Raw genomic sequence first — 23,728 nt, 5'->3', positions numbered from 1 at the left:
TCCTCTCAAAACCCGGGTATATGTTGCCCGCTGAGCCACTGCGCCAGCGCGGCAACATCCGGGTGCTGGAGAAAGGCAACCAGCTGCCTCGCTCTCCCTGCCCCCATGCCCGGCAGACGCTGCCACTGTTCTTCAGAACGTTCTCGTAGCTGCTGCCAGTTTTCCCTCGCCAGACCGGCAAGCGCCGCCCGGGGAATCGGTACGCCAATCGCCTGGACCCAGCGCAGAAAGGGCTGCTCGCGCGCCAGGTTAAACTGGTGCCAAAGCCGCTGCCCGCGCCCGGAGGTTATCCCCGGAATCCCCTGCAGCTGCGCTGGCGTCAATGCCAGCCACGAGAACAGATGCGCCAGCGGGCGCGCATGTTGCACCGTGCGCCATACTGATTCACCCACGCCATCAAGATTCAGAACCGGTTTTGACGATAACCAGATAAGCCTTGAGAGAAACTGCGCATCACACCCCGGCGTGGTGAAATAGCAGGTCAACGGGGTAAACCGTTCCGGGGGAGGCTGCGGTTTCGTACGCTGCGCCGATCGCCATACTACGCTGTCGAGGCGCGGAATGCCCTGGCCCGCCAGACTGATTTGCAGCTGATCGCCGAGGCCAATATCCAGGCGCTTCCAGCGAGAAAGCGAGCCAATACTGACTTGCTTAACCCGTTTGTCGTCAAGGCGCTGCGGCTCCAGCAGAGCGACGACGGAAATTTTGCCGCTGCGCCCGACCTGAAAGCGAATGCCGCGCACTTCCATTAACCGCGATGCCGGCGGATATTTCCACGCAACGACCCACTCACCCTGCCCTGGCGACCACAATCGCCCGCCGGGTTCGTGGCCGCGGCGCACGACCACGCCGTCGGTAGTAAAAGGCAGAGGCGAGGTTAACCAGCGCTCTCGCCACCGTGCCACCTGCCGCGCATCCGTAACGGGATGCGTAAAAGAGGTGCTGTGGAGAAATCCACTCTTGCGCAACAGAGCCAGACGCTGGCGCATGTCCTGAGGGCCATCTGGCCATGCCCAGATAAAGATCCCCAGTTCCGCAAGCTGCGCCGGGGTATCGAGGCGCATCAGAGTACCGGCCACTTTCGCCCGGGCATTCATTCCCCCCATTTGCTTCTGCACATGCCCGTCGCGCTGCAGGAAAATCTCTCCCTGCAGCACGCTGTTCGCCAGCTCGCCCTCCGTCATCTTCGGCACGGCCGGAATCAGCCTCACCCTGGCGGTCCAATCCTCCCCGGCTCGACCATCGCCACGGCTAATGGCCTGTGCCAGCCGCCCGTGGCGATACACCAGCGTCACGGCGACACCGTCCACTTTCGGCTGCACCCAGAGATCCGTTTTATCGCGCATCCACCGCGCAACATCCGATTTATCGGCCAGTTTACGCACGCCGGTATGGGCAACCGGATGCCTGACCTCTCCGGTAGCGGGCGGCACATCATCGTTATCCGCAGGCGATAGCAGCGAAAAACAGCGCCGCCACTGCATAAGTCGCGCCGAAAGCTGGTCGTATACTTCATCACTGACCCCACTGCTCCCCTGTCGCCAGTACGCATTGTTCCAGGCCGTCACCTGTTGATTGAGACGATGTACCTCCTGCCGGGCCTGTGCCTGCGGCCATTCAGGACAGGTAGCCTGTCCGTATCCAGCCACCGCCCACGCGCCAATCATCCAGATCCATTTATGCATGACTCCACCTCCTGTTTACCCGCAAACATTCTGCAGGAGAGCGGTTTTATTCGGCGACGAGGGATTTATCATGCTGCGATCGGACATCCAGACTTTGTTTGCCTGCTGCGCAATACACGGCGAAATCAGGGAAACGGCTGGCAAAATGAAAGAAACAGAAGCAAAAAGTGTGACAGGGACTGCGTCACGGTGCGGCGCCGTGTATAATAGGCTCGTATGTAGTATCTCTTTCGACAATCACATACAAAAGACTCTCATGGCTCAAGGCACGCTTTATATTGTTTCCGCCCCAAGTGGCGCGGGTAAATCCAGCCTGATTCAGGCTTTATTGAAAACCCAACCGCTGTACGACACCCAGGTCTCTGTTTCACATACCACGCGCGCGCCGCGTCCGGGTGAAGTGCACGGCGAACACTATTTCTTCGTTAATCACGACGATTTCAGGGCGATGATTAGCAGAGACGCATTTCTTGAGCACGCGGAAGTTTTTGGCAACTATTACGGCACCTCGCGCGAAACCATCGAGCAGGTACTGGCAACCGGCGTCGACGTCTTCCTGGATATCGACTGGCAGGGCGCTCAGCAAATCCGTCAAAAAATGGCTGGCGCGCGCAGCATCTTTATTCTGCCGCCGTCAAAAGATGAGCTTGACCGTCGCCTGCGTGGCCGCGGCCAGGACAGCGAAGAGGTGATCGCAAAACGTATGGCTCAGGCTGTTGCAGAAATGAGTCATTACGCGGAATATGATTACCTTATTGTGAATGATGATTTTGATACCGCCCTGAGCGATCTGAAAAACATTATTCGCGCCGAACGTCTGCGCATGAGCCGCCAAAAGCAGCGACATGGCGCTTTAATCACCAAACTGTTGGCAGACTGAACCCACATTCAGTATCATGCCCAGTCATTTCTTCATCTGTGGAGCATTTTAAGTATGGCACGCGTAACTGTTCAGGACGCTGTAGAGAAAATTGGTAACCGTTTTGACCTGGTACTGGTCGCCGCGCGTCGCGCTCGTCAGATGCAGGTTGGCGGAAAAGATCCGCTGGTACCGGAAGAAAACGATAAAACTACCGTTATTGCACTGCGCGAAATCGAAGAAGGTCTGATCAACAATCAGATCCTCGACGTCCGCGATCGTCAAGAGCAGCAAGAGCAGGAAGCCGCTGAATTACAAGCCGTTACCGCTATTGCCGAAGGCCGTCGTTAATCACGCAGTGGGTAGCCCTTGTATCTGTTTGAAAGCCTGAATCAGCTGATTCAAAATTACCTGCCGGAAGAGCAAATCAAGCGTCTTCGGCAGGCATATCTCGTTGCACGTGACGCTCACGAGGGCCAGACACGTTCAAGCGGTGAACCTTATATCACGCACCCGGTAGCGGTAGCCTGCATTCTGGCCGAGATGAAACTCGACCATGAAACGCTGATGGCTGCGCTACTGCATGACGTGATTGAAGATACCCCTGCCACCTACCAGGATATGGAGCAGCTCTTTGGCAAAAGCGTTGCTGAGCTGGTAGAGGGGGTATCGAAACTTGATAAACTCAAGTTCCGCGATAAGAAAGAGGCGCAGGCCGAAAACTTTCGCAAAATGATTATGGCGATGGTGCAGGATATCCGCGTCATCCTGATCAAACTTGCCGACCGCACGCACAACATGCGCACCCTGGGCTCACTCCGCCCGGATAAACGCCGCCGCATTGCCCGCGAAACGCTGGAGATCTACAGCCCGCTGGCCCACCGTTTAGGTATCCACCACATCAAAACCGAGCTCGAAGAGCTGGGCTTTGAAGCGCTGTATCCCAACCGCTATCGCGTCATCAAAGAAGTCGTCAAAGCAGCGCGCGGCAACCGTAAAGAGATGATTCAAAAGATCCTCTCTGAAATCGAAGGGCGTTTACAGGAAGCGGGAATCCCCTGTCGCGTCAGCGGTCGCGAGAAGCATCTGTACTCCATCTACTGCAAAATGGTGCTGAAAGAGCAGCGTTTTCACTCGATTATGGATATCTACGCCTTCCGCGTGATTGTGCATGATGCTGACACCTGCTACCGCGTGCTTGGCCAGATGCATAGCCTTTACAAGCCTCGTCCTGGCAGGATGAAAGATTACATCGCCATTCCCAAGGCGAACGGCTATCAATCTTTGCACACCTCGATGATCGGCCCTCACGGCGTCCCGGTTGAAGTACAAATTCGTACCGAAGACATGGACCAGATGGCAGAAATGGGGGTTGCGGCGCACTGGGCCTATAAAGAGCACGGCGGCGAAAGCAGCACCACCGCACAAATCCGCGCCCAGCGCTGGATGCAGAGCCTGCTGGAGCTGCAGCAAAGCGCAGGCAGCTCGTTTGAATTTATCGAGAGCGTCAAATCCGATCTGTTCCCGGATGAGATTTACGTTTTCACCCCGGAAGGGCGCATTGTCGAACTCCCCGCTGGCGCCACGCCGGTGGACTTCGCCTACGCGGTACATACCGATATCGGCCATGCCTGCGTTGGCGCACGCGTCGACCGCCAGCCGTATCCATTGTCCCAGTCGCTTTCCAGCGGCCAGACGGTGGAAATCATCACCGCACCGGGCGCACGTCCGAATGCCGCGTGGCTGAACTTTGTCGTCAGCTCAAAAGCGCGCGCCAAAATTCGCCAGCTGTTGAAAAACCTTAAGCGCGATGACTCCGTCAGCCTGGGTCGCCGTCTGCTCAACCACGCCCTCGGCGGTAGCCGTAAACTGGCTGAAATCCCGCAGGAGAGCATTCAGCGTGAACTGGAACGCATGAAGCTGGCCAGCCTTGACGATCTACTGGCGGAAATTGGCCTCGGCAACGCGATGAGCGTGGTGGTAGCCAAAAACCTGCAACAGGGCGAGACCGTCACCGCACCGGCGCAAGGCGCCTCTTCAGGCCATGGTCATCTGCCGATTAAAGGCGCTGACGGCGTTCTGATTACCTTTGCGAAGTGCTGCCGTCCGATTCCCGGCGACCCGATTATCGCCCATGTCAGCCCTGGCAAAGGCCTGGTCATTCACCATGAGTCCTGCCGTAACATTCGTGGCTATCAGAAAGAGCCAGAGAAGTTTATGGCCGTCGAGTGGGATAAAGAGACCGCGCAGGAATTTATCACCGAAATTAAGGTGGATATGTTTAACCACCAGGGTGCACTGGCGAACCTCACCGCGGCCATTAATACCGCCTCTTCTAATATTCAGAGTCTGAATACCGAAGAAAAAGATGGTCGCGTGTACAGCGCGTTTATCCGCCTGACGGCGCGCGATCGCGTACATCTGGCGAATATTATGCGCAAAATTCGCGTTATGCCGGATGTAATAAAAGTCACCCGTAACCGAAACTAGCCTTGCGCACAAAATCATTCGCGTTTTGCACCGCACGGGTACCGGTCCCGAAGGGGCGGGCGGTCAGCCGGATCGCGCGGCGAGCGAATGAATTACCCGTCCCGTACAGGAGTACGTAACCGGGGGTAATGAGTACGGCTAACGCCGAGGCAATTTGAAGGATGAAGTGTTTATGAATCCACAGCGTTATGCGCGTATCTGCGAGATGCTCGCCAGGCGCCAGCCTGACCTGACGGTCTGCATGGAGCAGGTCCATAAACCTCATAACGTCTCTGCGGTGATTCGTACCGCAGACGCCGTTGGCGTACATGAAGTCCACGCCATCTGGCCCAGCAGCCGCATGCGCACGATGGCCTCAGCCGCCGCCGGCAGCAATAGCTGGGTGCAGGTTAAAACCCACCGCTCAATTGACGATGCCGTCAGCCATTTAAAGGGCCAGGGCATGCAGATCCTGGCCACTCACCTCTCTGACAAAGCCGTCGATTTCCGTGAAATCGACTATACCCGTCCTACCTGCATCCTGATGGGTCAGGAAAAAACCGGCATTACCCGGCAAGCTCTGGCGCTGGCCGATCGGGACATCATCATTCCGATGACTGGCATGGTGCAGTCGCTAAATGTCTCCGTCGCCTCGGCTCTGATTCTGTATGAAGCCCAGCGCCAGCGGCAAAATGCGGGGATGTATAAGCGTGAGAACAGCATGCTGCCGGAAGAAGAACAGCAGCGCCTGCTGTTTGAAGGCGGGTATCCGGTACTGGCCAGAGTGGCAAAACAAAAAGGTCTGCCTTACCCCTACGTGAATGCGCAGGGCGAAATCGAAGCCGATGACGCGTGGTGGGCAACCATGCAGGCTTCCGGTACCGCTCACGCTAGCAGGCGCGACAATCGTGCCAAAGCAGGCCAGACAAGATGCAGTCTGAAGGATGAAGGGTAAATGGCCGGTCGCCTGTTAGATGCCGTCCCGCTCAATTCGCTCACCGGCGTTGGAGCGGCGCAAAGCAACAAACTGGCGAAAATCGGCCTGCATACCGTGCAGGATCTCCTTCTGCACCTGCCGCTACGCTATGAAGACCGCACCCATCTTTATCAGATAGGCGAGCTGCTACCGGGCGTTTACGCCACCGTTGAAGGTGAAGTTCTCAGCAGCAACATCACCTTCGGCGGCCGCCGAATGATGACCTGCCAGATCAGCGACGGTTCCGGTATTCTCACCATGCGCTTTTTCAACTTCAACGCCGCCATGAAAAACAGCCTGGCGACCGGCCGGCGCGTGCTGGCCTATGGAGAAGCCAAACGGGGGAAATACGGAGCGGAGATGATTCACCCGGAATACCGCGTGCAGGGTGACATGAGCACCCCCGATCTCCAGGAAACGCTGACGCCGGTTTATCCCACCACCGAAGGCATCAAGCAGGCGACGTTGCGCAAGCTCACCGATCAGGCGCTGGAATTACTGGATACCTGTGCCATCGCCGAGCTGTTGCCACCCGAACTGGCGCAGGGAATGATGAGCCTGCCGGAGGCGCTACGCACATTACACCGTCCGCCGCCGTCGCTGCAGCTCAGTGACCTGGAAAGCGGTAAGCATCCGGCGCAACAGCGCTTAATTCTGGAAGAACTGCTGGCGCATAACCTGAGCATGCTGGCGCTACGCGCCGGCGCCCAGCGTTATCATGCCCTGGCACTCGGTGCGAACGACACATTCAAAAACCAGCTGCTGGCCTCCCTGCCCTTTAAGCCAACCGGCGCACAACAGCGAGTCACCGCCGAAATTGAACGCGATATGGCGCTTGATGTGCCGATGATGCGTCTGGTACAGGGCGACGTCGGCTCCGGTAAAACGCTGGTTGCCGCCCTCGCAGCGCTGCGGGCGATCGCTCACGGCAAACAGGTAGCGCTGATGGCGCCGACCGAACTGCTGGCGGAACAACACGCCAATAACTTCCGCCAGTGGTTCGCGCCGCTGGGCATCGAAGTAGGCTGGCTGGCCGGCAAACAGAAAGGGAAAGCCCGCCAGGCGCAGCAGGAGGCCATCGCCAGCGGCCAGGTACAGATGATCGTCGGCACTCACGCCATTTTTCAGGAACAGGTGCAGTTCAACGGTCTGGCGCTGGTCATTATTGATGAGCAGCACCGCTTCGGCGTTCACCAGCGTCTGGCGCTGTGGGAAAAAGGCCAGCAGCAGGGCTTCCATCCCCATCAGCTGATCATGACCGCTACCCCGATTCCACGAACCCTGGCGATGACGGCTTATGCCGATCTTGATACCTCGGTTATCGACGAACTGCCGCCGGGCCGGACGCCGGTCACCACGGTGGCCATCCCCGATACTCGTCGCCACGATATTATTGATAGGGTTCGCAACGCCTGTACTCAGGAAGGGCGTCAGGCCTACTGGGTCTGCACCCTGATTGAAGAGTCCGATCTGCTGGAAGCGCAGGCGGCAGAGGCGACATGGGAAGAGCTTAAGCTCGCGCTGCCGGAGCTGAATATCGGCCTCGTACATGGCCGGATGAAACCGGCAGATAAACAGGCGGTTATGCAGGCCTTCAAGCAGGGCGAACTGCACCTGCTGATCGCCACCACGGTTATTGAGGTTGGGGTCGACGTACCGAATGCCAGCCTGATGATTATCGAAAACCCGGAACGTCTGGGGCTGGCGCAGCTGCATCAGCTCAGAGGACGCGTCGGGCGCGGCGCGGTCGCCTCCCACTGCGTGCTACTCTATAAATCACCGCTGTCAAAAACGGCGCAGAAACGCCTGCAGGTTCTGCGCGACAGCAACGACGGTTTCGTTATTGCCCAGAAAGACCTGGAAATCCGCGGCCCCGGCGAGCTGCTCGGCACCCGACAAACCGGCACCGCCGAGTTTAAAGTCGCCGATCTGCTGCGCGATCAGGCCATGATCCCTGACGTTCAGCGCATTGCTCGCCATATTCACGAACGTTATTCTCAGCAGGCCCAGGCGCTTATTGAACGCTGGATGCCGGAAACCGAACGCTATTCCAACGCCTAGCGTCGACTCTGTCCCGCAGGGCCAGACCAGGACGCTTCGCGCAATTTATCTTCACAACGAGTGGATTATGAAACGAGAACTGGCCATCGAATTTTCGCGTGTCACCGAGGCTGCCGCGCTGGCGGGCTATAAATGGCTGGGCCGCGGCGATAAAAATACCGCCGACGGCGCCGCCGTCAATGCCATGCGCATTATGCTCAACCTGATTAATATCGACGGCACCATCGTCATTGGCGAAGGTGAAATCGATGAAGCGCCGATGCTGTATATCGGTGAGAAGGTCGGCACCGGCAACGGCGATGCGGTGGATATCGCCGTTGACCCTATCGAAGGGACGCGCATGACGGCCATGGGCCAGGCCAATGCGCTGGCGGTGATGGCGGTCGGCGATAAAGGCTGCTTCCTGAACGCGCCGGATATGTACATGGAAAAACTGATTGTCGGCCCAGGGGCAAAAGGGGCGATTGACCTCAATCTGCCGCTGGCGGAGAACCTGCGTAATGTCGCCGCGGCGCTGAATAAACCGCTGGCCGAGCTGACCGTCACCATTCTGGCCAAACCGCGTCACGACGCGGTGATTGCCGAACTCCAGCAGTCGGGCGTTCGCGTCTTCGCCATTCCGGATGGCGACGTAGCGGCGTCGATTCTGACCTGCATGCCGGACAGCGAAGTAGACGTCCTGTACGGCATCGGCGGCGCGCCGGAAGGGGTAGTTTCTGCCGCAGTGATCCGCGCTCTGGACGGCGACATGCAGGGTCGCCTGCTGGCTCGTCACGATGTAAAAGGCGATACCGCAGAAAACCGTCGTATCGGCGAGAACGAACTGGCGCGCTGCAAAGAGATGGGCATCGAAGCAGGCAAAGTGCTGCGCCTGGACGAAATGGCCCGCAGCGATAATGTGGTGTTCTCCGCAACCGGGATCACCAAAGGCGATCTGCTGGATGGCATTACCCGTAAGGGCAATATGGCCACCACCGAAACGCTGCTGATCCGCGGTAAATCCCGTACGATTCGCCGCATTCAGTCCATTCATTATCTCGACCGTAAAGACCCGGATATTCAGCTGCATATTCTGTAAGCCTCCGATCGCGCGTGCGGATTGCACGCTGGCGCCAGGCCCAGGGACGGGCCGAAAACGGCTGCCGCCAACGCACAGGCAATTGAAGTATGACGAGAATATTTGATCAATAGAGCTTTTCGGCGCCGTCAGGCTGGAAATCTTTGCCGCGTGCAACGAAGATAAGGCAACGCTTTGCGCAACGGGAGAAGATGATGGCGGACTGGGTTAACGGTAAAGTAAAAAAAATAGAGTTCTGGACCGATACGCTGTTCAGTTTGTACGTCCACGCGCCGGTTCACCCGTTTACCGCCGGGCAATTTACCAAGCTCGGGCTGGAAATTGACGGGGAGCGCGTTCAGCGCGCCTATTCCTACGTTAACGCACCGGGCAATCCCGATCTGGAGTTCTATCTGGTCACCGTCCCGGACGGTAAGCTCAGCCCACGCCTTGCGGCGCTCAAACCGGGCGATGACGTTCAGCTGGTCAGCGAGGCCGCGGGATTCTTCGTTCTGGAAGAGGTACCTGACTGCGAGACCTTATGGATGCTGGCGACCGGCACCGCGCTCGGCCCGTATCTGTCAATTCTGCAGGAAGGTAAAGACCTTGAGCGCTTCAAAAATCTGGTGCTGGTCCACGCCGTGCGCTATGAGGCCGATTTAAGCTACCTGCCGCTGATGCGCGAATTAGCACAGCGCTATGGCGGCAAGCTGCGGATTCAGACCATCGTGAGCCGTGAAACCGCCGCCGGTTCGCTGGCCGGACGGATTCCGTTTCTTATCGACACCGGCGCCCTGGAAGAGGCCGTTGGCCTGCCGATGAACGCCGATAATAGCCACGTGATGCTGTGTGGAAACCCGCAGATGGTGCGTGATACCCAGCAGCTGTTGAAAGAAACCCGGCAGATGACGAAACATTTACGCCGCCGGCCGGGCCACATGACCGCCGAGCAATACTGGTAATCAGGGCTCCGCCTTCCAGCGAACATCCTGTGTATCTTTACCAAATTTATTCTCGCCCTGGGTACCGACAAACGCGCCCAGGTCGATGAACATCATGACGATAATCAGCGTCGGCACAAACCGCCCGACAACCCATTGCCAGACGCCAGGCAGCACCGACCAGTTCCCCGCCAGCAGCATCCACGCCAGAATCATCAGCAGCGCCCAGATCCCCGATTTACCGCGATCGTGCAGGCGTTTGATCGTCACCGCCGCCGTCGGCCACAGCAGGCACACCAGGATAAACGCAGCGGTCTGCACATTGAGCAAATTGGTGCCGGCCAGGGTAAAGAGCACGCTCATGGCAAGAACCCAGATGGCCATCCAGATCCAGAAGTCACGGCGCCCGATACGCCCCTTAATTGAGAACATCCACTGCTGTAGGGTCATGTTTTATTCCTTATCATCATCATTCGCGTAGTTTACCCTGAAGCCGTCACTTTTTGACAAGCGCGACGGTTCCCGTTTTAATCGTCTGCAGGCAAAAAAAGGAAAGACCGGCATGAAGACGTGGATGACTGTATGTTTTATTGGGCTGACGGCCTTATCCGTCGGCCCGAAGGCGTTGTCCGCGGTGCCCGAATCCTCCGCCACGGCCCCTTATCTGCTGGCGGGCGCCCCTACCTTTGATATGTCTATCAGCGACTTTCGGGAAAAATTCAACGCGGCGAATCCGAAGCTTCAGCTGAATGAATTTCGCGCCATTGCCTCCAGCCGCGACAGAGAAAATCTGACGCGTGCGGCGAGCAAAATTAATGAAAATCTTTACGCCTCCACGGCGCTGGAGCGCGGCACCCTGAAAATAAAATCGATGCAGGTGACCTGGCTCCCTATTCAGGGGCCCGAGCAGAAAGCGGCGAAGGCCAAAGCGCAGGAGTATATGAGCGCCGTGTTACGCATGTTCGCGCCCACCTTAAGCGTGGCTCAGAGCCAGCAAAAACTGCAGAAAATGCTCGCCGCCGGCAAGGGAAAACGTTACTTCTCTGAAACGGAAGGCGCGATACGTTATGTTGTCGCAGACAACGGTGAAAAAGGGCTGACCTTCGCTGTTGAACCGATTAAGCTGGCGCTATCTGAAACGCTGGAGAGCAATAATAAATGACAAAAAGCAAAGCCTTTCCAACGATGAATCTCTATACTGTTTGACAGACCATGCTGCCCTGACGGGTGGCTATATTCCTTAATTCGCTTAACGTAGCGTGGAGAATTAAAATGCGACATCCTTTAGTGATGGGTAACTGGAAACTGAACGGCAGCCGCCATATGGTAAACGAACTGGTTGCTAACCTGCGTACCGAACTGGCTGGCGTTTCTGGCTGTGCCGTTGCAATCGCTCCGCCAGAAATGTACATCGATCTGGCTAAGCATGCGGCAGAAGGTAGCCACATTCACCTGGGCGCGCAGAACGTTGACCTGAACCTGTCCGGCGCATTCACCGGTGAAACCTCTGCTCAAATGCTGAAAGATGTCGGTGCTGAATACATCATCATCGGTCACTCTGAGCGTCGTACTTACCACAACGAGTCTGACGAGTTCATCGCTAAGAAATTCGCGGTTCTGAAAGAACAGGGTCTGATTCCGGTTCTGTGCATCGGCGAAACTGAAGCAGAAAACGAAGCGGGCAAAACGGAAGAAGTGTGCGCACGTCAGATTGACGCCGTTCTGAAAACTCAGGGCGCTGCGGCATTCGAAGGCGTGGTTATCGCTTACGAACCGGTCTGGGCAATCGGCACCGGCAAATCAGCGACTCCGGCACAGGCTCAGGCGGTGCATAAATTCATTCGCGATCACATTGCGAAAGCAGACGCGAAAGTGGCTGAGCAGGTCATCATCCAGTACGGCGGTTCCGTTAACGCATCTAACGCAGCAGAACTGTTCACCCAGCCGGACATCGATGGCGCGCTGGTTGGCGGCGCCTCCCTGAAAGCAGACGCTTTCGCGGTGATCGTGAAAGCTGCTGAAGCAGCGAAAAAAGCGTAACCTGCGCTAAGTCCGGCCCCGGCGGCGTACCGCTTACCGGGGCGAAGGAATAACGCAATACGAGGAGCCCGGACAACGCGCGCAGGCGCCGCATCCGGGCTTTTTTATGCCGCTACAATTTCCCCAACGCTTGATACCACAGATAGTCCAGCGGCAGCAGAATCAAATAGCTCACCGCCGCCAGGGCGATACACAGCAGCATTCCCGCCCTTGCCGGCACTTTCCCTAACCCCATCGCCACGACAATCGGCGACGCCTGATACGGCAGCAGCGGCGTGGAATAGCCCAATACCTGAATCATAATCACGCTGAGCAGCGGGAAACCGGTGGCATCGGAAAAGCTCTGGGCAAACGTGGTGTATAGCGCGGGTACGCCGTTGGCGGTCATAATAAAGTTCAGGGCGCTGGTCATGCCGGTTAATGCCAGGAAGCTGGTGAACGGACTCTCTTTGTCGAGCGGCATCACGTGCAGCAGCGCATTGCCGACCACCTCACCGATGCCGGTTTGGGTCACGGTAATCGCCAGTCCGAGGATCCCGGCGACGTAAATGCAGGTACGAATATTCACCCCGCTGGAAAACTCCTCGCCGCTGATAAAGCCAACCCGCGGCAGCAGCGTGACGACTGCCGCTGCCAGCCCCGTCCAGGCTGGCCCGATACCGTGCCAGCTCTCGCTCACCCACAGCACCAGCACCACGGCCAGCAGCCAGGCCAGGCGCTTCTCGTCCCGACTCATCGGCGGAAGCGGGATCAGTTCGCGCGGCGGATGCGGTTTGCCAGGAAACAGCCAGCAGATCAGGGCAATTAATACTCCCCCCTTTAGCCAGCCCAGCACCGGCGTGTGCAGCAGCAGATACGGCAGGTAGTTAAGGTGGATCCCGTAAGAACCTTCGGCCGCGCCGCTCATCACCAGGTTCGGGACGTTGGCGGGCAGAATGGTCGCCGACAGCTGAAAGGTCCCAAAACCCACCGCCAGCGCCAGGCCATACCAGGCCCGCGAACCGTCTGCGATACCGGCCCGTTTCGCCATCGCCGCCACGATGGGCATCAGCAGCGCGATGCGTCCCATATTCGACGGCATCACGAAGGCCAGCGCATAGCTGAGTAGCACGACGCTACCCACCATCAACGGCCAGGAGTCCGTCAGTCGCGCCGATAGCGCCTGTGCCGCTCTGTCCGCCAGCCCGGTTTTACGAATCGCAATCCCGAGAACGAAGCCGCTGAATACCAGCCAGAATGCCGACGAGGCAAACCCGCCAAAGATCGCTTCCGGCGGCGCAATTTTGGCGATCATCGCCGCCGCGAAAAACAGCAGCGCGGTCATAAACTCCGGCAACAGCGAGGTCGCCCACAGCACAATGGTTATCGCGATAATCAGCGAGGGAAGAAACAGAGGGTGAGAAAACCAGAGCGACATGCCTGTCTCCTGTCGTTTTTTCAGCAAGAATACGATCGGGGGCGAGGCAGGTAAACCTATCAAAAAATAGCCAGCCATGCAGGAACCTGCATGGCTCAGCAATAAAGGTTATTTCAGAATCAAGCAGCGATGGTCCTGGATCTCTTCAGCAGAGGCGCGATTCAGGGTCAGCAGGTTGCGCTCGGTTGCCAGCAGCACCAGCGAGCCATCGCTCTGCTTCGCCATCGCCAGCGCAAAGCGCCCCATATGTTCACGCGCCTCCGGCACCTCTTCCGCCAGCATCAGAAACGGGCTACGCTGCGCCAGCTCGGACTCAGTGACTCGCCGCGCGAGATATTCATGGCCGAGCAAACCACCGGGAAGCGGCAGCCATCGGCTGCTGATAGCGGCGGCATCGTTATCCAGCCGGGCGCGCACATCTTCGCGTAAGCAGGAGATATGAATATGGAAATGGTTTTGCGTGCGTCCGCTGCGGGAGTTAATGGCTAATGACACGGCGTTATCCGGTACCGCTGAACCGCGGCGTTCGCTCATGATGTCGCGCCCCTGCCATGCCTGCCAGAAGAAGTTCGGCGTTAACGGGTCGAGCAGCAGCGGGCTCTCGGTGCCGTTAATTCGATAGGTCGGCATCAGCAGATACTGCAAGGGCCCGTTGCGATCTTTAAACAGCACGTAGCCGCCCTGCAGATTGACGTCGGCACACGGCGAGGGAGTTTGGTGCTGCTGTTGATTAGGAACGCATTGCTGCAAAACAATCTGTCGCAGCGCGTCAGGGTTACCGGAATGCAGCCAGTACCAGCCGCCGGCCGCCGCTGCCAGTACAAGCACCAGCAGCAGCCATAAAAGGTATCGTACTCTTCTCATCATCTTTTCCTGTCCAGCCAGAAACGGAAGAGTAGCGTAGTTTGATGACTAAATAAAAACGCCCGGTTATTTAACCGGGCGTTCGGAACGATTAACGCTGACTGATTTGGTCGAAAGTACCGCCGTTTGAGAAGTGCTCTTTCTGTGCCTTCGTCCAGCCACCAAACTCCTGGTCGATGGTGAACAGCTTCAGTTTCGGGAACTCATCGGCATATTTCTTCGCGACTGCCGGGTCACGTGGGCGATAGAAGTTCTTCGCCGCAATCTCCTGGCCTTCCGGCGAGTAGAGATACTTCAGGTAAGCTTCAGCTACCTGGCGGGTGCCTTTTTTATCGACCACTTTATCAACCACGGAGACGGTCGGTTCAGCAAGAATCGATTCGCTCGGAGTCACAATTTCAAACTTATCTTTGCCCAGCTCGTTCGCCGCCAGCAGCGCTTCGTTCTCCCACGCAATCAGCACATCGCCGATCCCGCGTTCAACAAAGGTATTGGTCGAACCGCGCGCGCCGGAGTCCAGCACTTCGACGTTTTTATACAGCGCCTTCACAAACTCCTGGGCTTTTGCCTGGTCGCCGTGATTCTGGTGCAGGGCATAGCCCCAGGCGGCCAGGTAGTTCCAGCGTGCGCCGCCGGAGCTTTTCGGGTTTGGCGTAATCACCGACACACCCGGTTTAATCAGGTCGTTCCAGTCATGAATCTGTTTTGGGTTGCCTTTACGTACAAGGAACACGATGGTGGAGGTATACGGCGCGGAGTTATCCGGCAGACGTTTCAGCCAGTTTTTATCGATACGGCCGCGTTCCGCGATCGCATCAACATCGTAGGCCAGCGCCAGCGTCACGACATCAGCCTCGATACCGTTGATCACCGACGTCGCCTGTTTGCCGGAGCCGCCATGCGACTGACGAATCACCACATTGTCGCCGGTTTCTTGTTTCCAGTGCGCGCTGAATGCCTTGTTGTACTGTTCGTACAGCTCGCGCGTTGGATCATAAGATACGTTTAATAACTGAATGTCTTTGGCCAGAACGCTGGCGGATGCCAGCAACAGAGTTAACCCAACGCCCCACTTGTTCATCGCACCGCTCTCTTTATGTCGTGTTGTGATGAGTTAAGCGTGCCAGAAAGCGAAACAATGATTAAAGAATAAAAAAAGATTGGCTATAACTTGCGAGTATATGTAAACCGGAGGGGAATGCTTACCCTCTCCAGGAGAGGAGAGGGTGAGGGCGAGAGGGTTACACTTCTTCCATGCGACCCAGCAGCGCCTGCAGACGATCCTGCCAGCCCTGCAGCTGTTCTCTCAGCTGACCGTTTTCACGCTCCAGCTCTTCACGACCGTGCTGTGCGCCCTGAACTTCCTGCGCCAGCGTGTTGTTCTTCTCTTTCAGCTCTTCGATTTCCATCTGCAACAGAGTGATGGTATCAATCGCCTGCTGTACTTTTGATTCTAATTTCTCAAACACTTCTAATGACATCGTCATACCTCTCCTGAACTTGCAAGGCGTTGATAGAGTACTATCCCGTACACGTCGTCCTTCAAGCTGCTTCTGCGTTAGCGGGTTCTTCCCGAACACTTACCGAAGTAAGCGGCGAGGATTCATTCGCTTGCCGTTTTGACACATCCCGAATGATGTTGTGTACCTACGCGGTGACGCCTTAACGAAAATAAGCGCACTACAGTGGTCATGCAGTCGATTGTATGAATCCCCGCCTTCCCTGTCCAGCGACAACCCGCGCAGATTGCGGTTTGCAACACTTTTCAGTCTTTACCTGGCGCATTCGGCGCGTTTCTGTGGAAGTTATCCGGCAATTGTTAATCAATGGGTTAACAAAATCCGCCGGAAATGCGGGGCAAATGTGTCACAACACGCGTTTATGGCGCGAAAACGCTCATTTTCTTGACGCAGCACACACATTTATATTTCGATATTTCTCGTTTTTGTTCGTTAACGATAAATTAACACTATGCCTACAAGGCAGCGTGGTCGTCTACGACCTTCATACATACAATAATCACCACTTCGCTTCAGGATTCGATATGAGCCAAACATCAACATTAAAAGGCCAGTGCATCGCAGAGTTCCTAGGTACCGGGTTGTTGATCTTTTTCGGCGTTGGGTGCGTCGCGGCGCTCAAAGTTGCGGGAGCCAGCTTCGGTCAGTGGGAAATCAGCATCATCTGGGGTCTGGGGGTGGCCATGGCTATCTACCTGACCGCGGGCGTATCCGGTGCACACCTTAACCCGGCGGTCACTATCGCATTGTGGCTGTTTGCCTGCTTCGACGGGCGTAAAGTTGTTCCTTTTATCATTTCTCAATTCGCAGGCGCCTTTTGCGCAGCGGCGTTAGTTTACGGGCTTTACTACAATCTTTTCTTCGATTTCGAACACAGCCACAATATGGTGCGCGGCAGCGTCGAAAGTCTTGAGCTGGCCGGTATTTTCTCCACTTACCCGAACCCACATATCAATTTTGTGCAGGCTTTCGCGGTAGAAATGGTGATTACCGCTATCCTGATGGGCGTTATCCTGGCACTGACTGATGACGGTAATGGGATTCCGCGTGGCCCGCTGGCGCCGCTCCTGATCGGCCTGTTAATTGCGGTTATCGGCGCATCTATGGGACCGCTGACCGGATTTGCCATGAACCCGGCTCGCGACCTTGGACCAAAAACGTTCGCCTGGCTTGCCGGCTGGGGTGACGTCGCCTTCACCGGCGGTAAAGATATTCCTTATTTCCTGGTGCCGCTGTGCGCACCGGTGGTGGGCGCCGCGCTGGGCGCGTTCAGCTATCGTAAGTTGATCGGCCGCCATCTGCCTTGCGACACCTGTGTCGAGGAAGAGAAAGAAAGCACCTCGACTACGCAACACAACGCTTCGCTGTAATCTGACTACGGGACTCATACTATGACCGACAAAAAATATATCGTTGCGCTCGACCAGGGCACCACCAGCTCCCGGGCCGTTGTGATGGATCACGATGCCAATATCGTCAGCGTTTCTCAGCGAGAATTTGAACAAATTTATCCGCATCCAGGCTGGGTTGAGCATGACCCGATGGAGATCTGGGCGTCGCAAAGCTCCACGCTGGTTGAAGTGCTGGCAAAAGCCGATATTAGCTCCGACGAGATCGCCGCAATCGGGATCACCAACCAACGTGAAACCGCCATTGTGTGGGAGCGGGAAACCGGTAAACCGATCTATAACGCTATCGTCTGGCAGTGCCGTCGTACCGCAGAGATCTGTGAACAGCTCAAACGTGACGGCATGGAAGAGTACATTCGCAAGGCCACCGGCCTGGTGGTTGACCCGTACTTCTCCGGTACCAAAGTAAAATGGATTCTCGATCACGTGGAAGGCGCCCGCGAGCGGGCAAAACGCGGCGAACTGCTGTTCGGAACCGTGGATACCTGGCTGGTATGGAAAATGACCCAGGGCCGCGTCCACGTGACCGACTACACCAACGCCTCGCGTACCATGTTGTTCAACATCCACGAGCTGGACTGGGACGACAAAATGCTGGAGGCGCTGGATATTCCGCGCGCGATGCTGCCGGAAGTGCGCAAGTCTTCCGAGGTATACGGTCAAACCAACATCGGTGGTAAAGGCGGCACGCGTATTCCTATCGCCGGTATCGCCGGTGACCAGCAGGCGGCGCTGTTTGGCCAGCTGTGCGTCAAAGAAGGGATGGCAAAAAACACCTACGGCACCGGCTGCTTTATGCTGATGAATACCGGGGAAAAAGCGGTAACCTCAACGCATGGCCTGCTGACCACTATCGGCTGCGGCCCACGTGGGGAAGTGAACTATGCGCTGGAAGGCGCAGTATTCATGGCCGGCGCCTCGATTCAGTGGCTGCGCGATGAAATGAAGCTGATCAACGACGCCTTCGATTCCGAATATTTTGCCACTAAAGTGAAAGATACCAACGGCGTGTATGTGGTTCCGGCCTTTACCGGTCTCGGTGCGCCTTACTGGGACCCGTATGCGCGCGGCGCCATCTTTGGCCTGACCCGCGGGGTGAACGCCAACCATATTATTCGCGCCACGCTGGAGTCTATTGCCTATCAGACACGCGATGTACTGGAAGCTATGCAGGCAGATTCAGGGATTCGTCTGCACGCCCTGCGCGTCGACGGCGGTGCCGTGGCCAACAACTTCCTGATGCAGTTCCAGTCCGATATTCTCGGCACCCGCGTAGAACGTCCGGAAGTGCGTGAAGTGACGGCGCTGGGCGCCGCTTACCTCGCAGGTCTGGCCGTTGGCTTCTGGCAAAATCTGGATGAGCTGCAGGAGAAAGCGGTGATTGAGCGCGAGTTCCGCCCGGGTATCGAAACTACCGAGCGTAACTACCGCTACAACGGCTGGAAAAAAGCGGTGAAACGCGCGCTGGCGTGGGAAGAACACGAGTAACCGCGACCACAGGACTGCCCGGTGGCGCAACGTTGACCGGGCGACAGACCTTTATCCGGCAATCCCCAATGGATTTCGGGTCACTGGAAGGCGACAAGTGCATGCATCCCCGGTCACATAGATAACGATGTGACCGGGGCAAGCAAACGCAGTCAACGCACCTGTGGCCTGAAAGACGGCGGGGATTCAGCCGAATATCGGCAACAGCAGATACAGCTTAATCACCAGCGCATTCACGATATCAATAAAGAACGCGCCGACCATCGGCACCACCAGAAACGCCATATGAGACGGGCCAAAGCGGTCGGTAATGGCCTGCATATTGGCAATCGCCGTCGGCGTCGCCCCGAGACCAAAACCACAGTGCCCGGCAGCCAGTACCGCGGCATCATAGTTTTTCCCCATCATGCGATAGGTTACGAAGATGGCATACAGCGCCATCGCCACCGTCTGGACCGCGAGGATCGCCAGCATCGGCAGCGCCAGCGAAGCCAGCTCCCACAGCTTCAGGCTCATCAGAGCCATGGCGAGGAACAGCGACAGGCTAACGTTGCCCAGCACCGATACCGCACGCTCAAACACGCGATAGAAACCTAACAGCGCCAGACCGTTGCTGAGGATCACCCCGATAAACAGTACGCAGACAAAAGTGGGCAGTTCAAAGACGGTGCCCGTCAGCAGTTGCGCAACCACCCTCCCTACCGTCAGGCAGATGGCGATTAAGGCGATGCTCTCAATCAGCACCAGCGAGGTGATCATGCGGCCCATATCCGGTTTTTCGAAGGCGGTTGGCGCCAGCTGATCATCCGGCGTTCCGTCCGGTGAAGAAGAGTGTTTAACCAGATAGCGCGCCACCGGGCCGCCAATCAACCCACCCAGCACCAGACCAAAGGTGGCGCACGCCATTGCGACTTCGGTGGCGTTGGCAAAGCCGTAGCGTTCAACAAACAGCTTACTCCACGCGGCGCCGGTGCCATGGCCGCCAGACAGGGTAATGGAGCCAGCCAGCAGCCCCATCAGCGGGTCCAGTCCTAACAGCTTCGCCATCCCGATGCCGAGGGCGTTTTGCAGCAGCAGCAGTCCCACCACCACAATCAGGAAGGTACCCACCACTTTGCCGCCGGCCCGCAGGCTGGAGAGATTTGCGTTCAGACCGATGGTCGCAAAGAACGCCATCATCAGCGGGTCTTTCAGACTCATATCAAAGTCGATTTCCCAACCCATGCTTTTTTTCAGCACCAGCAGCGCCAGCGCCACCAGCAGGCCGCCCGCAACGGGTTCAGGGATGGTGTATTTTTTCAGGAAGGGGACATTCTGCACGAGTTGTCTGCCCAACAGCAGCACCAATGTTGCGGCAACGAGCGTCGATAAGGTATCGAGATGAAACATAAAAAGAGCTCCTTAAAGGCGCATGATCCATTCACACGCGTCGGTATTCCCGGTGTCGATTACTTCTCATCTTGAGGAATCGGACGGGGATTTTAAGCAGAACCGCGCAAAAAATGACAGGAAAAGATATTTTGTTTTGATATTGATGCGATCAAGCATACAAAATGTTAATTAATGTCCCCCCCCGGTTAGTTGTATAAATATTTCTCAGCAAACGCTGGCAAACGTTTGCTTTTGTACTACAGTCCGATAAAATTCCCGCTTTGCCACCTTGGGATTGTTTGTGATGTCCGTTAACACCGCCGAGTCAGAAGCTGCGCAACCGGTTGCGCATAAAACAACCAGCGAATTAATCTACCGCCTCGAAGACCGCCCGCCGCTGCCGCAAACCCTGTTCGCCGCCTTTCAGCATCTGCTGGCGATGTTTGTCGCGGTCATCACGCCGGCGCTGTTAATCTGTCAGGCGCTGGGCCTTCCGGCTCAGGACACTCAGCACATCATCAGTATGTCGCTGTTCGCCTCCGGTGTGGCATCCATCATTCAGATTAAAGCCTGGGGACCGGTCGGTTCCGGGCTGCTCTCGATTCAGGGCACCAGTTTTAACTTCGTCGCCCCGCTGATTATGGGCGGTACCGCGCTGAAAACCGGTGGCGCCGACGTGCCGACGATGATGGCCGCGCTGTTCGGCACCCTGATGCTGGCAAGCTGCACGGAAATGGTCATCTCGCGCGTCCTGCACCTGGCCCGACGGGTTATTACCCCGCTGGTCTCCGGGGTCGTGGTGATGATTATCGGCCTGTCGCTGATTCAGGTCGGGCTGACCTCCATCGGCGGTGGCTACTCGGCCATGGCCGACCATACCTTCGGCGCGCCGAAAAACCTGCTGCTGGCGGGTATCGTTCTGGCGCTAATCATTATTCTTAACCGCCAGCGCAACCCGTATCTGCGTATCGCGTCGCTGGTGATCGCCATGGCGGCAGGTTATCTGGCGGCCTGGCTGCTCGATATGCTGCCGGCCAACAGCGCACCGGCGAACGACAGTCTGATTACCGTGCCCACCCCGCTCTATTACGGTCTGGGCATCGACTGGAGCCTGCTGCTGCCGCTGATGCTGGTCTTTATGATCACCTCGCTGGAAACCATCGGCGATATCACCGCCACGTCTGACGTGTCGGAACAGCCGGTCTCCGGTCCGCTGTATATGAAGCGCCTGAAAGGCGGCGTGCTGGCTAACGGCCTGAACTCCTTTGTCTCCGCCGTCTTTAATACCTTCCCGAACTCCTGCTTCGGCCAGAATAACGGCGTGATTCAGTTGACCGGTGTCGCCAGCCGCTATGTCGGCTTCGTGGTGGCGCTGATGCTGATCGTGCTGGGCCTGTTCCCGGCGGTCAGCGGCTTTGTCCAGCATATTCCGGAACCGGTGCTCGGCGGCGCAACGCTGGTAATGTTCGGTACTATCGCCGCATCCGGGGTACGTATCGTCTCCCGCGAACCGCTGAACCGCCGTGCGATTCTGATTATCGCCCTGTCGCTGGCAGTGGGCCTCGGCGTCTCCCAGCAGCCGCTGATCCTGCAGTTTGCCCCCGACTGGCTGAAGAACCTGCTCTCCTCAGGGATTGCCGCCGGCGGTATTACGGCGATTGTGCTGAATCTGGTCTTCCCGCCAGAGAAAAGCTGATCCTCCCCCGCTCCCCGGTCGCGCGCGGCCGGGGCAGCCTGAAGTCTGACCCTCCTGGCCCCTCACATCATCTGATTACACAATTCCTGTCTTGAGGATTGCGCATAATTCGGGCATAACAGCCTTATGTGCCTCGCTCAGGATGTAAGACCATGAAATTTCCTGGAAAGTTGATTCTCTGGCTGCTGACCGCCCTGCTGGTCGCCATCGTTGCCGCCTGGTTCCTGCTACAGACCCACTGGGGCTCGCGTCAGGCCAGCGCCTGGCTGAGCGAGGGCACCGGCTGGCAGGTCTCCTTCGACGCGATGGATCACAGTTTCTCTTCACCTCTCCACCTGCAACTGCAAAATGTCACTTTCGGGCGCGACGGCAAACCGCCGACGCTGGTCGCTAAAACGGTGGATATTGGCTTCAGTACCCGCCAGTTCAGCGATCCGCTGCACGCCGACGAGATTGTGCTGAGCGACGGGACGTTAAATCTCTCGCCGTCCTCCGCTTCTTTACCCTTTGCCGCCGATCGTCTGCAGTTGCGCAATATGGCGTTTAACAGCCCGGAAACCGGCTGGGACCTGAGCGCGCAGCGGGTAACCGGCGGCGTCAGCCCGTGGGCGCCGGAAGCAGGCAACGTACTGGGGAAAAAAGCGCAGATTCAGATGAGCGCAGGCTCGCTGACCCTGAACGGCGTGGATGCCAGTAACGTGCTGATCCAGGGAAGCCTTGATAATGGTGAAGTGACGTTATCCACGCTGGGCGCCGATATTGCCCGCGGAACGCTCACCGGCAACGCCAAACGCAGCGCCGACGGCAGCTGGCGGGTTGATAATCTGCAGCTCAACGAAATTCGCCTGCAGAGCGATAAATCGCTGACAGAATTCTTTACCCCGCTGACCAGCGTCCCTTCACTGCAAATTGGCCGTCTCGACGTGACCGACGCCCGTTTGCAGGGGCCGGACTGGGCGGTGACGGATCTCGACCTTAATCTGCGCAACCTGACCCTGAGCCAGGGCGGATGGCAAAGCGATGACGGCACGCTGTCGATGAACGCCAGCGAATTTATTAACGGATCGCTGCATCTGCTTGATCCCATCGCCAATGCCGAATTTTCCCCACAGGGCATCGCGCTGCGCCAGTTCTCCTCACGTTGGGAAGGCGGAATGGTACGGACTTCTGGCAACTGGCTGCGCGCGGGTAACGCGCTGGTGTTGGATGACACCGCCTTTGCCGGACTGGAATATACCCTGCCGGAAAACTGGAAACAGCTGTGGATGGAGTCGCTGCCCACGTGGCTGGAAAGCCTGACGCTGAAGAAATTCAGCGCCAGCCGCAACCTGGTTATCGATATCGACCCCACGTTCCCGTGGCAGATCACCGCCCTTGACGGTTACGGCGGCGAGCTGCAGCTGGTGAAGGATCGACGCTGGGGCGTATGGAGCGGCAGCGCAACGCTGAACGCCGCCGCCGCCACGTTTAATCGCGTTGACGTCCGGCGCCCGTCGCTCAAGCTCAGCGCCAACGCCTCAACGGTCAACATTACCGAGCTTAGCGCCTTTACCGAGCGCGGTATTCTGCAGGCCACCGCCGCGGTGTCGCAGCTTCCCCAGCGCCAGGTCACGCTGAGCCTGAACGGCCGCGGCGTACCGCTGAACATTCTGCAGGCCTGGGGCTGGCCCGCCCTGCCGGTTTCCGGCGACGGTAATTTCCAGCTGACCGCCAGCGGCAGCGTGCAGGCCGATGCACCGCTGAAACCGACGGTTAACGGCCAGCTCAGCGCGGTGAATATGGAGAAACAGCAGGTTGCGCAAGTAATGCGCAACGGCCAGCTAAACAGCGAGCCGGCTCAGCCGATCGCTCCCCCGCCAGCACCGTAATCGCCCT

At 57.4% G+C, this 23,728-nt stretch carries 20 protein-coding genes; 13 read left to right on the top strand and 7 right to left on the bottom strand.

The annotated features are described in order from the left end of the window. Positions 1-5 precede the first annotated feature (5 nt). Positions 6-1,685, bottom strand: coding sequence for an NAD-dependent DNA ligase LigB (gene ligB / locus Q1L34_RS00560; RefSeq protein WP_100663183.1), 1,680 nt, complete (start codon positions 1,683-1,685; stop codon positions 6-8). Between the two features lie 256 nt (positions 1,686-1,941). Between ligB and gmk the strand changes: the two genes are divergently transcribed. The 7 genes from gmk (at position 1,942) to fpr (ending at position 10,069) form a co-directional block, all read left to right on the top strand. Continuing rightward, complete coding sequence (gmk, locus tag Q1L34_RS00555) at positions 1,942-2,565, top strand: guanylate kinase (RefSeq protein ID WP_004868963.1); 624 nt, start codon at positions 1,942-1,944, stop codon at positions 2,563-2,565. 54 nt (positions 2,566-2,619) lie between these two features. Further along, positions 2,620-2,895, top strand: coding sequence for a DNA-directed RNA polymerase subunit omega (rpoZ, locus tag Q1L34_RS00550; protein WP_004868966.1), 276 nt, complete (start codon positions 2,620-2,622; stop codon positions 2,893-2,895). An 18-nt stretch (positions 2,896-2,913) separates the two neighbouring features. Then, positions 2,914-5,034 (top strand): bifunctional GTP diphosphokinase/guanosine-3',5'-bis pyrophosphate 3'-pyrophosphohydrolase, encoded by a 2,121-nt coding sequence (gene spoT / locus Q1L34_RS00545; RefSeq protein ID WP_004868967.1) that lies wholly within the window; start codon positions 2,914-2,916, stop codon positions 5,032-5,034. A 172-nt stretch (positions 5,035-5,206) separates the two neighbouring features. Then, on the top strand, positions 5,207-5,968 hold the full coding sequence (gene trmH, locus Q1L34_RS00540) for a tRNA (guanosine(18)-2'-O)-methyltransferase TrmH (RefSeq protein ID WP_327204330.1): 762 nt from the start codon (positions 5,207-5,209) through the stop codon (positions 5,966-5,968). Beyond that, positions 5,969-8,050 carry an ATP-dependent DNA helicase RecG gene (gene recG / locus Q1L34_RS00535; RefSeq protein ID WP_004868972.1) on the top strand — a complete coding sequence of 694 codons (2,082 nt, stop codon included), beginning with the start codon at positions 5,969-5,971 and terminating at the stop codon, positions 8,048-8,050. It begins immediately after the preceding gene. Positions 8,051-8,117: 67 nt separating this feature from the next. Next, positions 8,118-9,128, top strand: coding sequence for a class II fructose-bisphosphatase (gene glpX, locus Q1L34_RS00530; protein ID WP_004868975.1), 1,011 nt, complete (start codon positions 8,118-8,120; stop codon positions 9,126-9,128). A 194-nt stretch (positions 9,129-9,322) separates the two neighbouring features. Then, positions 9,323-10,069: a ferredoxin--NADP(+) reductase gene (fpr, locus tag Q1L34_RS00525; RefSeq protein WP_327204592.1), complete on the top strand. Its 747-nt coding sequence runs from the start codon at positions 9,323-9,325 to the stop codon at positions 10,067-10,069. On the opposite strand, the gene Q1L34_RS00520 is transcribed toward fpr, so the two are convergent. Next, positions 10,070-10,498 carry a DUF805 domain-containing protein gene (locus Q1L34_RS00520; protein ID WP_004868978.1) on the bottom strand — a complete coding sequence of 143 codons (429 nt, stop codon included), beginning with the start codon at positions 10,496-10,498 and terminating at the stop codon, positions 10,070-10,072. Positions 10,499-10,610: 112 nt separating this feature from the next. Here Q1L34_RS00520 and Q1L34_RS00515 point away from each other — a divergent pair, with 112 nt between their 5' ends. After that, entirely contained in the window at positions 10,611-11,210 is a 600-nt protein-coding gene (locus tag Q1L34_RS00515) for a DUF1454 family protein (RefSeq protein ID WP_004868981.1), read from the top strand. A 110-nt stretch (positions 11,211-11,320) separates the two neighbouring features. Then, positions 11,321-12,088 carry a triose-phosphate isomerase gene (tpiA, locus tag Q1L34_RS00510; RefSeq protein WP_015585511.1) on the top strand — a complete coding sequence of 256 codons (768 nt, stop codon included), beginning with the start codon at positions 11,321-11,323 and terminating at the stop codon, positions 12,086-12,088. A gap of 112 nt (positions 12,089-12,200) precedes the next feature. Here tpiA and Q1L34_RS00505 read toward each other — a convergent pair whose 3' ends face one another. The 4 genes from Q1L34_RS00505 to zapB form a co-directional block, all read right to left on the bottom strand. After that, on the bottom strand, positions 12,201-13,505 hold the full coding sequence (locus Q1L34_RS00505) for an SLC13 family permease (RefSeq protein ID WP_004868985.1): 1,305 nt from the start codon (positions 13,503-13,505) through the stop codon (positions 12,201-12,203). Positions 13,506-13,613: 108 nt separating this feature from the next. Further along, the gene (locus Q1L34_RS00500; RefSeq protein ID WP_004868986.1) at positions 13,614-14,369 is read right to left on the bottom strand and encodes a CDP-diacylglycerol diphosphatase; all 756 of its coding nucleotides are present in this window, start codon (positions 14,367-14,369) and stop codon (positions 13,614-13,616) included. Positions 14,370-14,460: 91 nt separating this feature from the next. Next, positions 14,461-15,450 (bottom strand): sulfate ABC transporter substrate-binding protein, encoded by a 990-nt coding sequence (locus tag Q1L34_RS00495; RefSeq protein WP_004868989.1) that lies wholly within the window; start codon positions 15,448-15,450, stop codon positions 14,461-14,463. A 160-nt stretch (positions 15,451-15,610) separates the two neighbouring features. Continuing rightward, the gene (zapB, locus tag Q1L34_RS00490; RefSeq protein ID WP_086815662.1) at positions 15,611-15,856 is read right to left on the bottom strand and encodes a septal ring assembly protein ZapB; all 246 of its coding nucleotides are present in this window, start codon (positions 15,854-15,856) and stop codon (positions 15,611-15,613) included. A gap of 557 nt (positions 15,857-16,413) precedes the next feature. On the opposite strand from zapB, the gene Q1L34_RS00485 reads away from it, so the two are divergent. Together Q1L34_RS00485 and glpK are read left to right on the top strand one after the other, a co-directional pair. Continuing rightward, positions 16,414-17,259 (top strand): MIP/aquaporin family protein, encoded by an 846-nt coding sequence (locus tag Q1L34_RS00485; RefSeq protein WP_004868993.1) that lies wholly within the window; start codon positions 16,414-16,416, stop codon positions 17,257-17,259. 21 nt (positions 17,260-17,280) lie between these two features. After that, positions 17,281-18,786, top strand: coding sequence for a glycerol kinase GlpK (gene glpK / locus Q1L34_RS00480; RefSeq protein ID WP_004868997.1), 1,506 nt, complete (start codon positions 17,281-17,283; stop codon positions 18,784-18,786). A gap of 186 nt (positions 18,787-18,972) precedes the next feature. On the opposite strand, the gene gltS is transcribed toward glpK, so the two are convergent. Then, positions 18,973-20,175 (bottom strand): sodium/glutamate symporter, encoded by a 1,203-nt coding sequence (gene gltS / locus Q1L34_RS00475; RefSeq protein ID WP_004868999.1) that lies wholly within the window; start codon positions 20,173-20,175, stop codon positions 18,973-18,975. Positions 20,176-20,461: 286 nt separating this feature from the next. Between gltS and Q1L34_RS00470 the strand changes: the two genes are divergently transcribed. After that, on the top strand, positions 20,462-21,853 hold the full coding sequence (locus Q1L34_RS00470; protein WP_004869002.1) for a nucleobase:cation symporter-2 family protein: 1,392 nt from the start codon (positions 20,462-20,464) through the stop codon (positions 21,851-21,853). Positions 21,854-22,005: 152 nt separating this feature from the next. Further along, on the top strand, positions 22,006-23,721 hold the full coding sequence (locus Q1L34_RS00465) for an AsmA family protein (RefSeq protein ID WP_327204329.1): 1,716 nt from the start codon (positions 22,006-22,008) through the stop codon (positions 23,719-23,721). Positions 23,722-23,728: the final 7 nt, after the last annotated feature.

It is taken from the genome of Klebsiella ornithinolytica, from assembly GCF_030505655.1.
In the GTDB taxonomy this organism is placed as follows: domain Bacteria; phylum Pseudomonadota; class Gammaproteobacteria; order Enterobacterales; family Enterobacteriaceae; genus Klebsiella; species Klebsiella ornithinolytica.
This window is presented reverse-complemented; position numbering and strand designations above follow the sequence as displayed.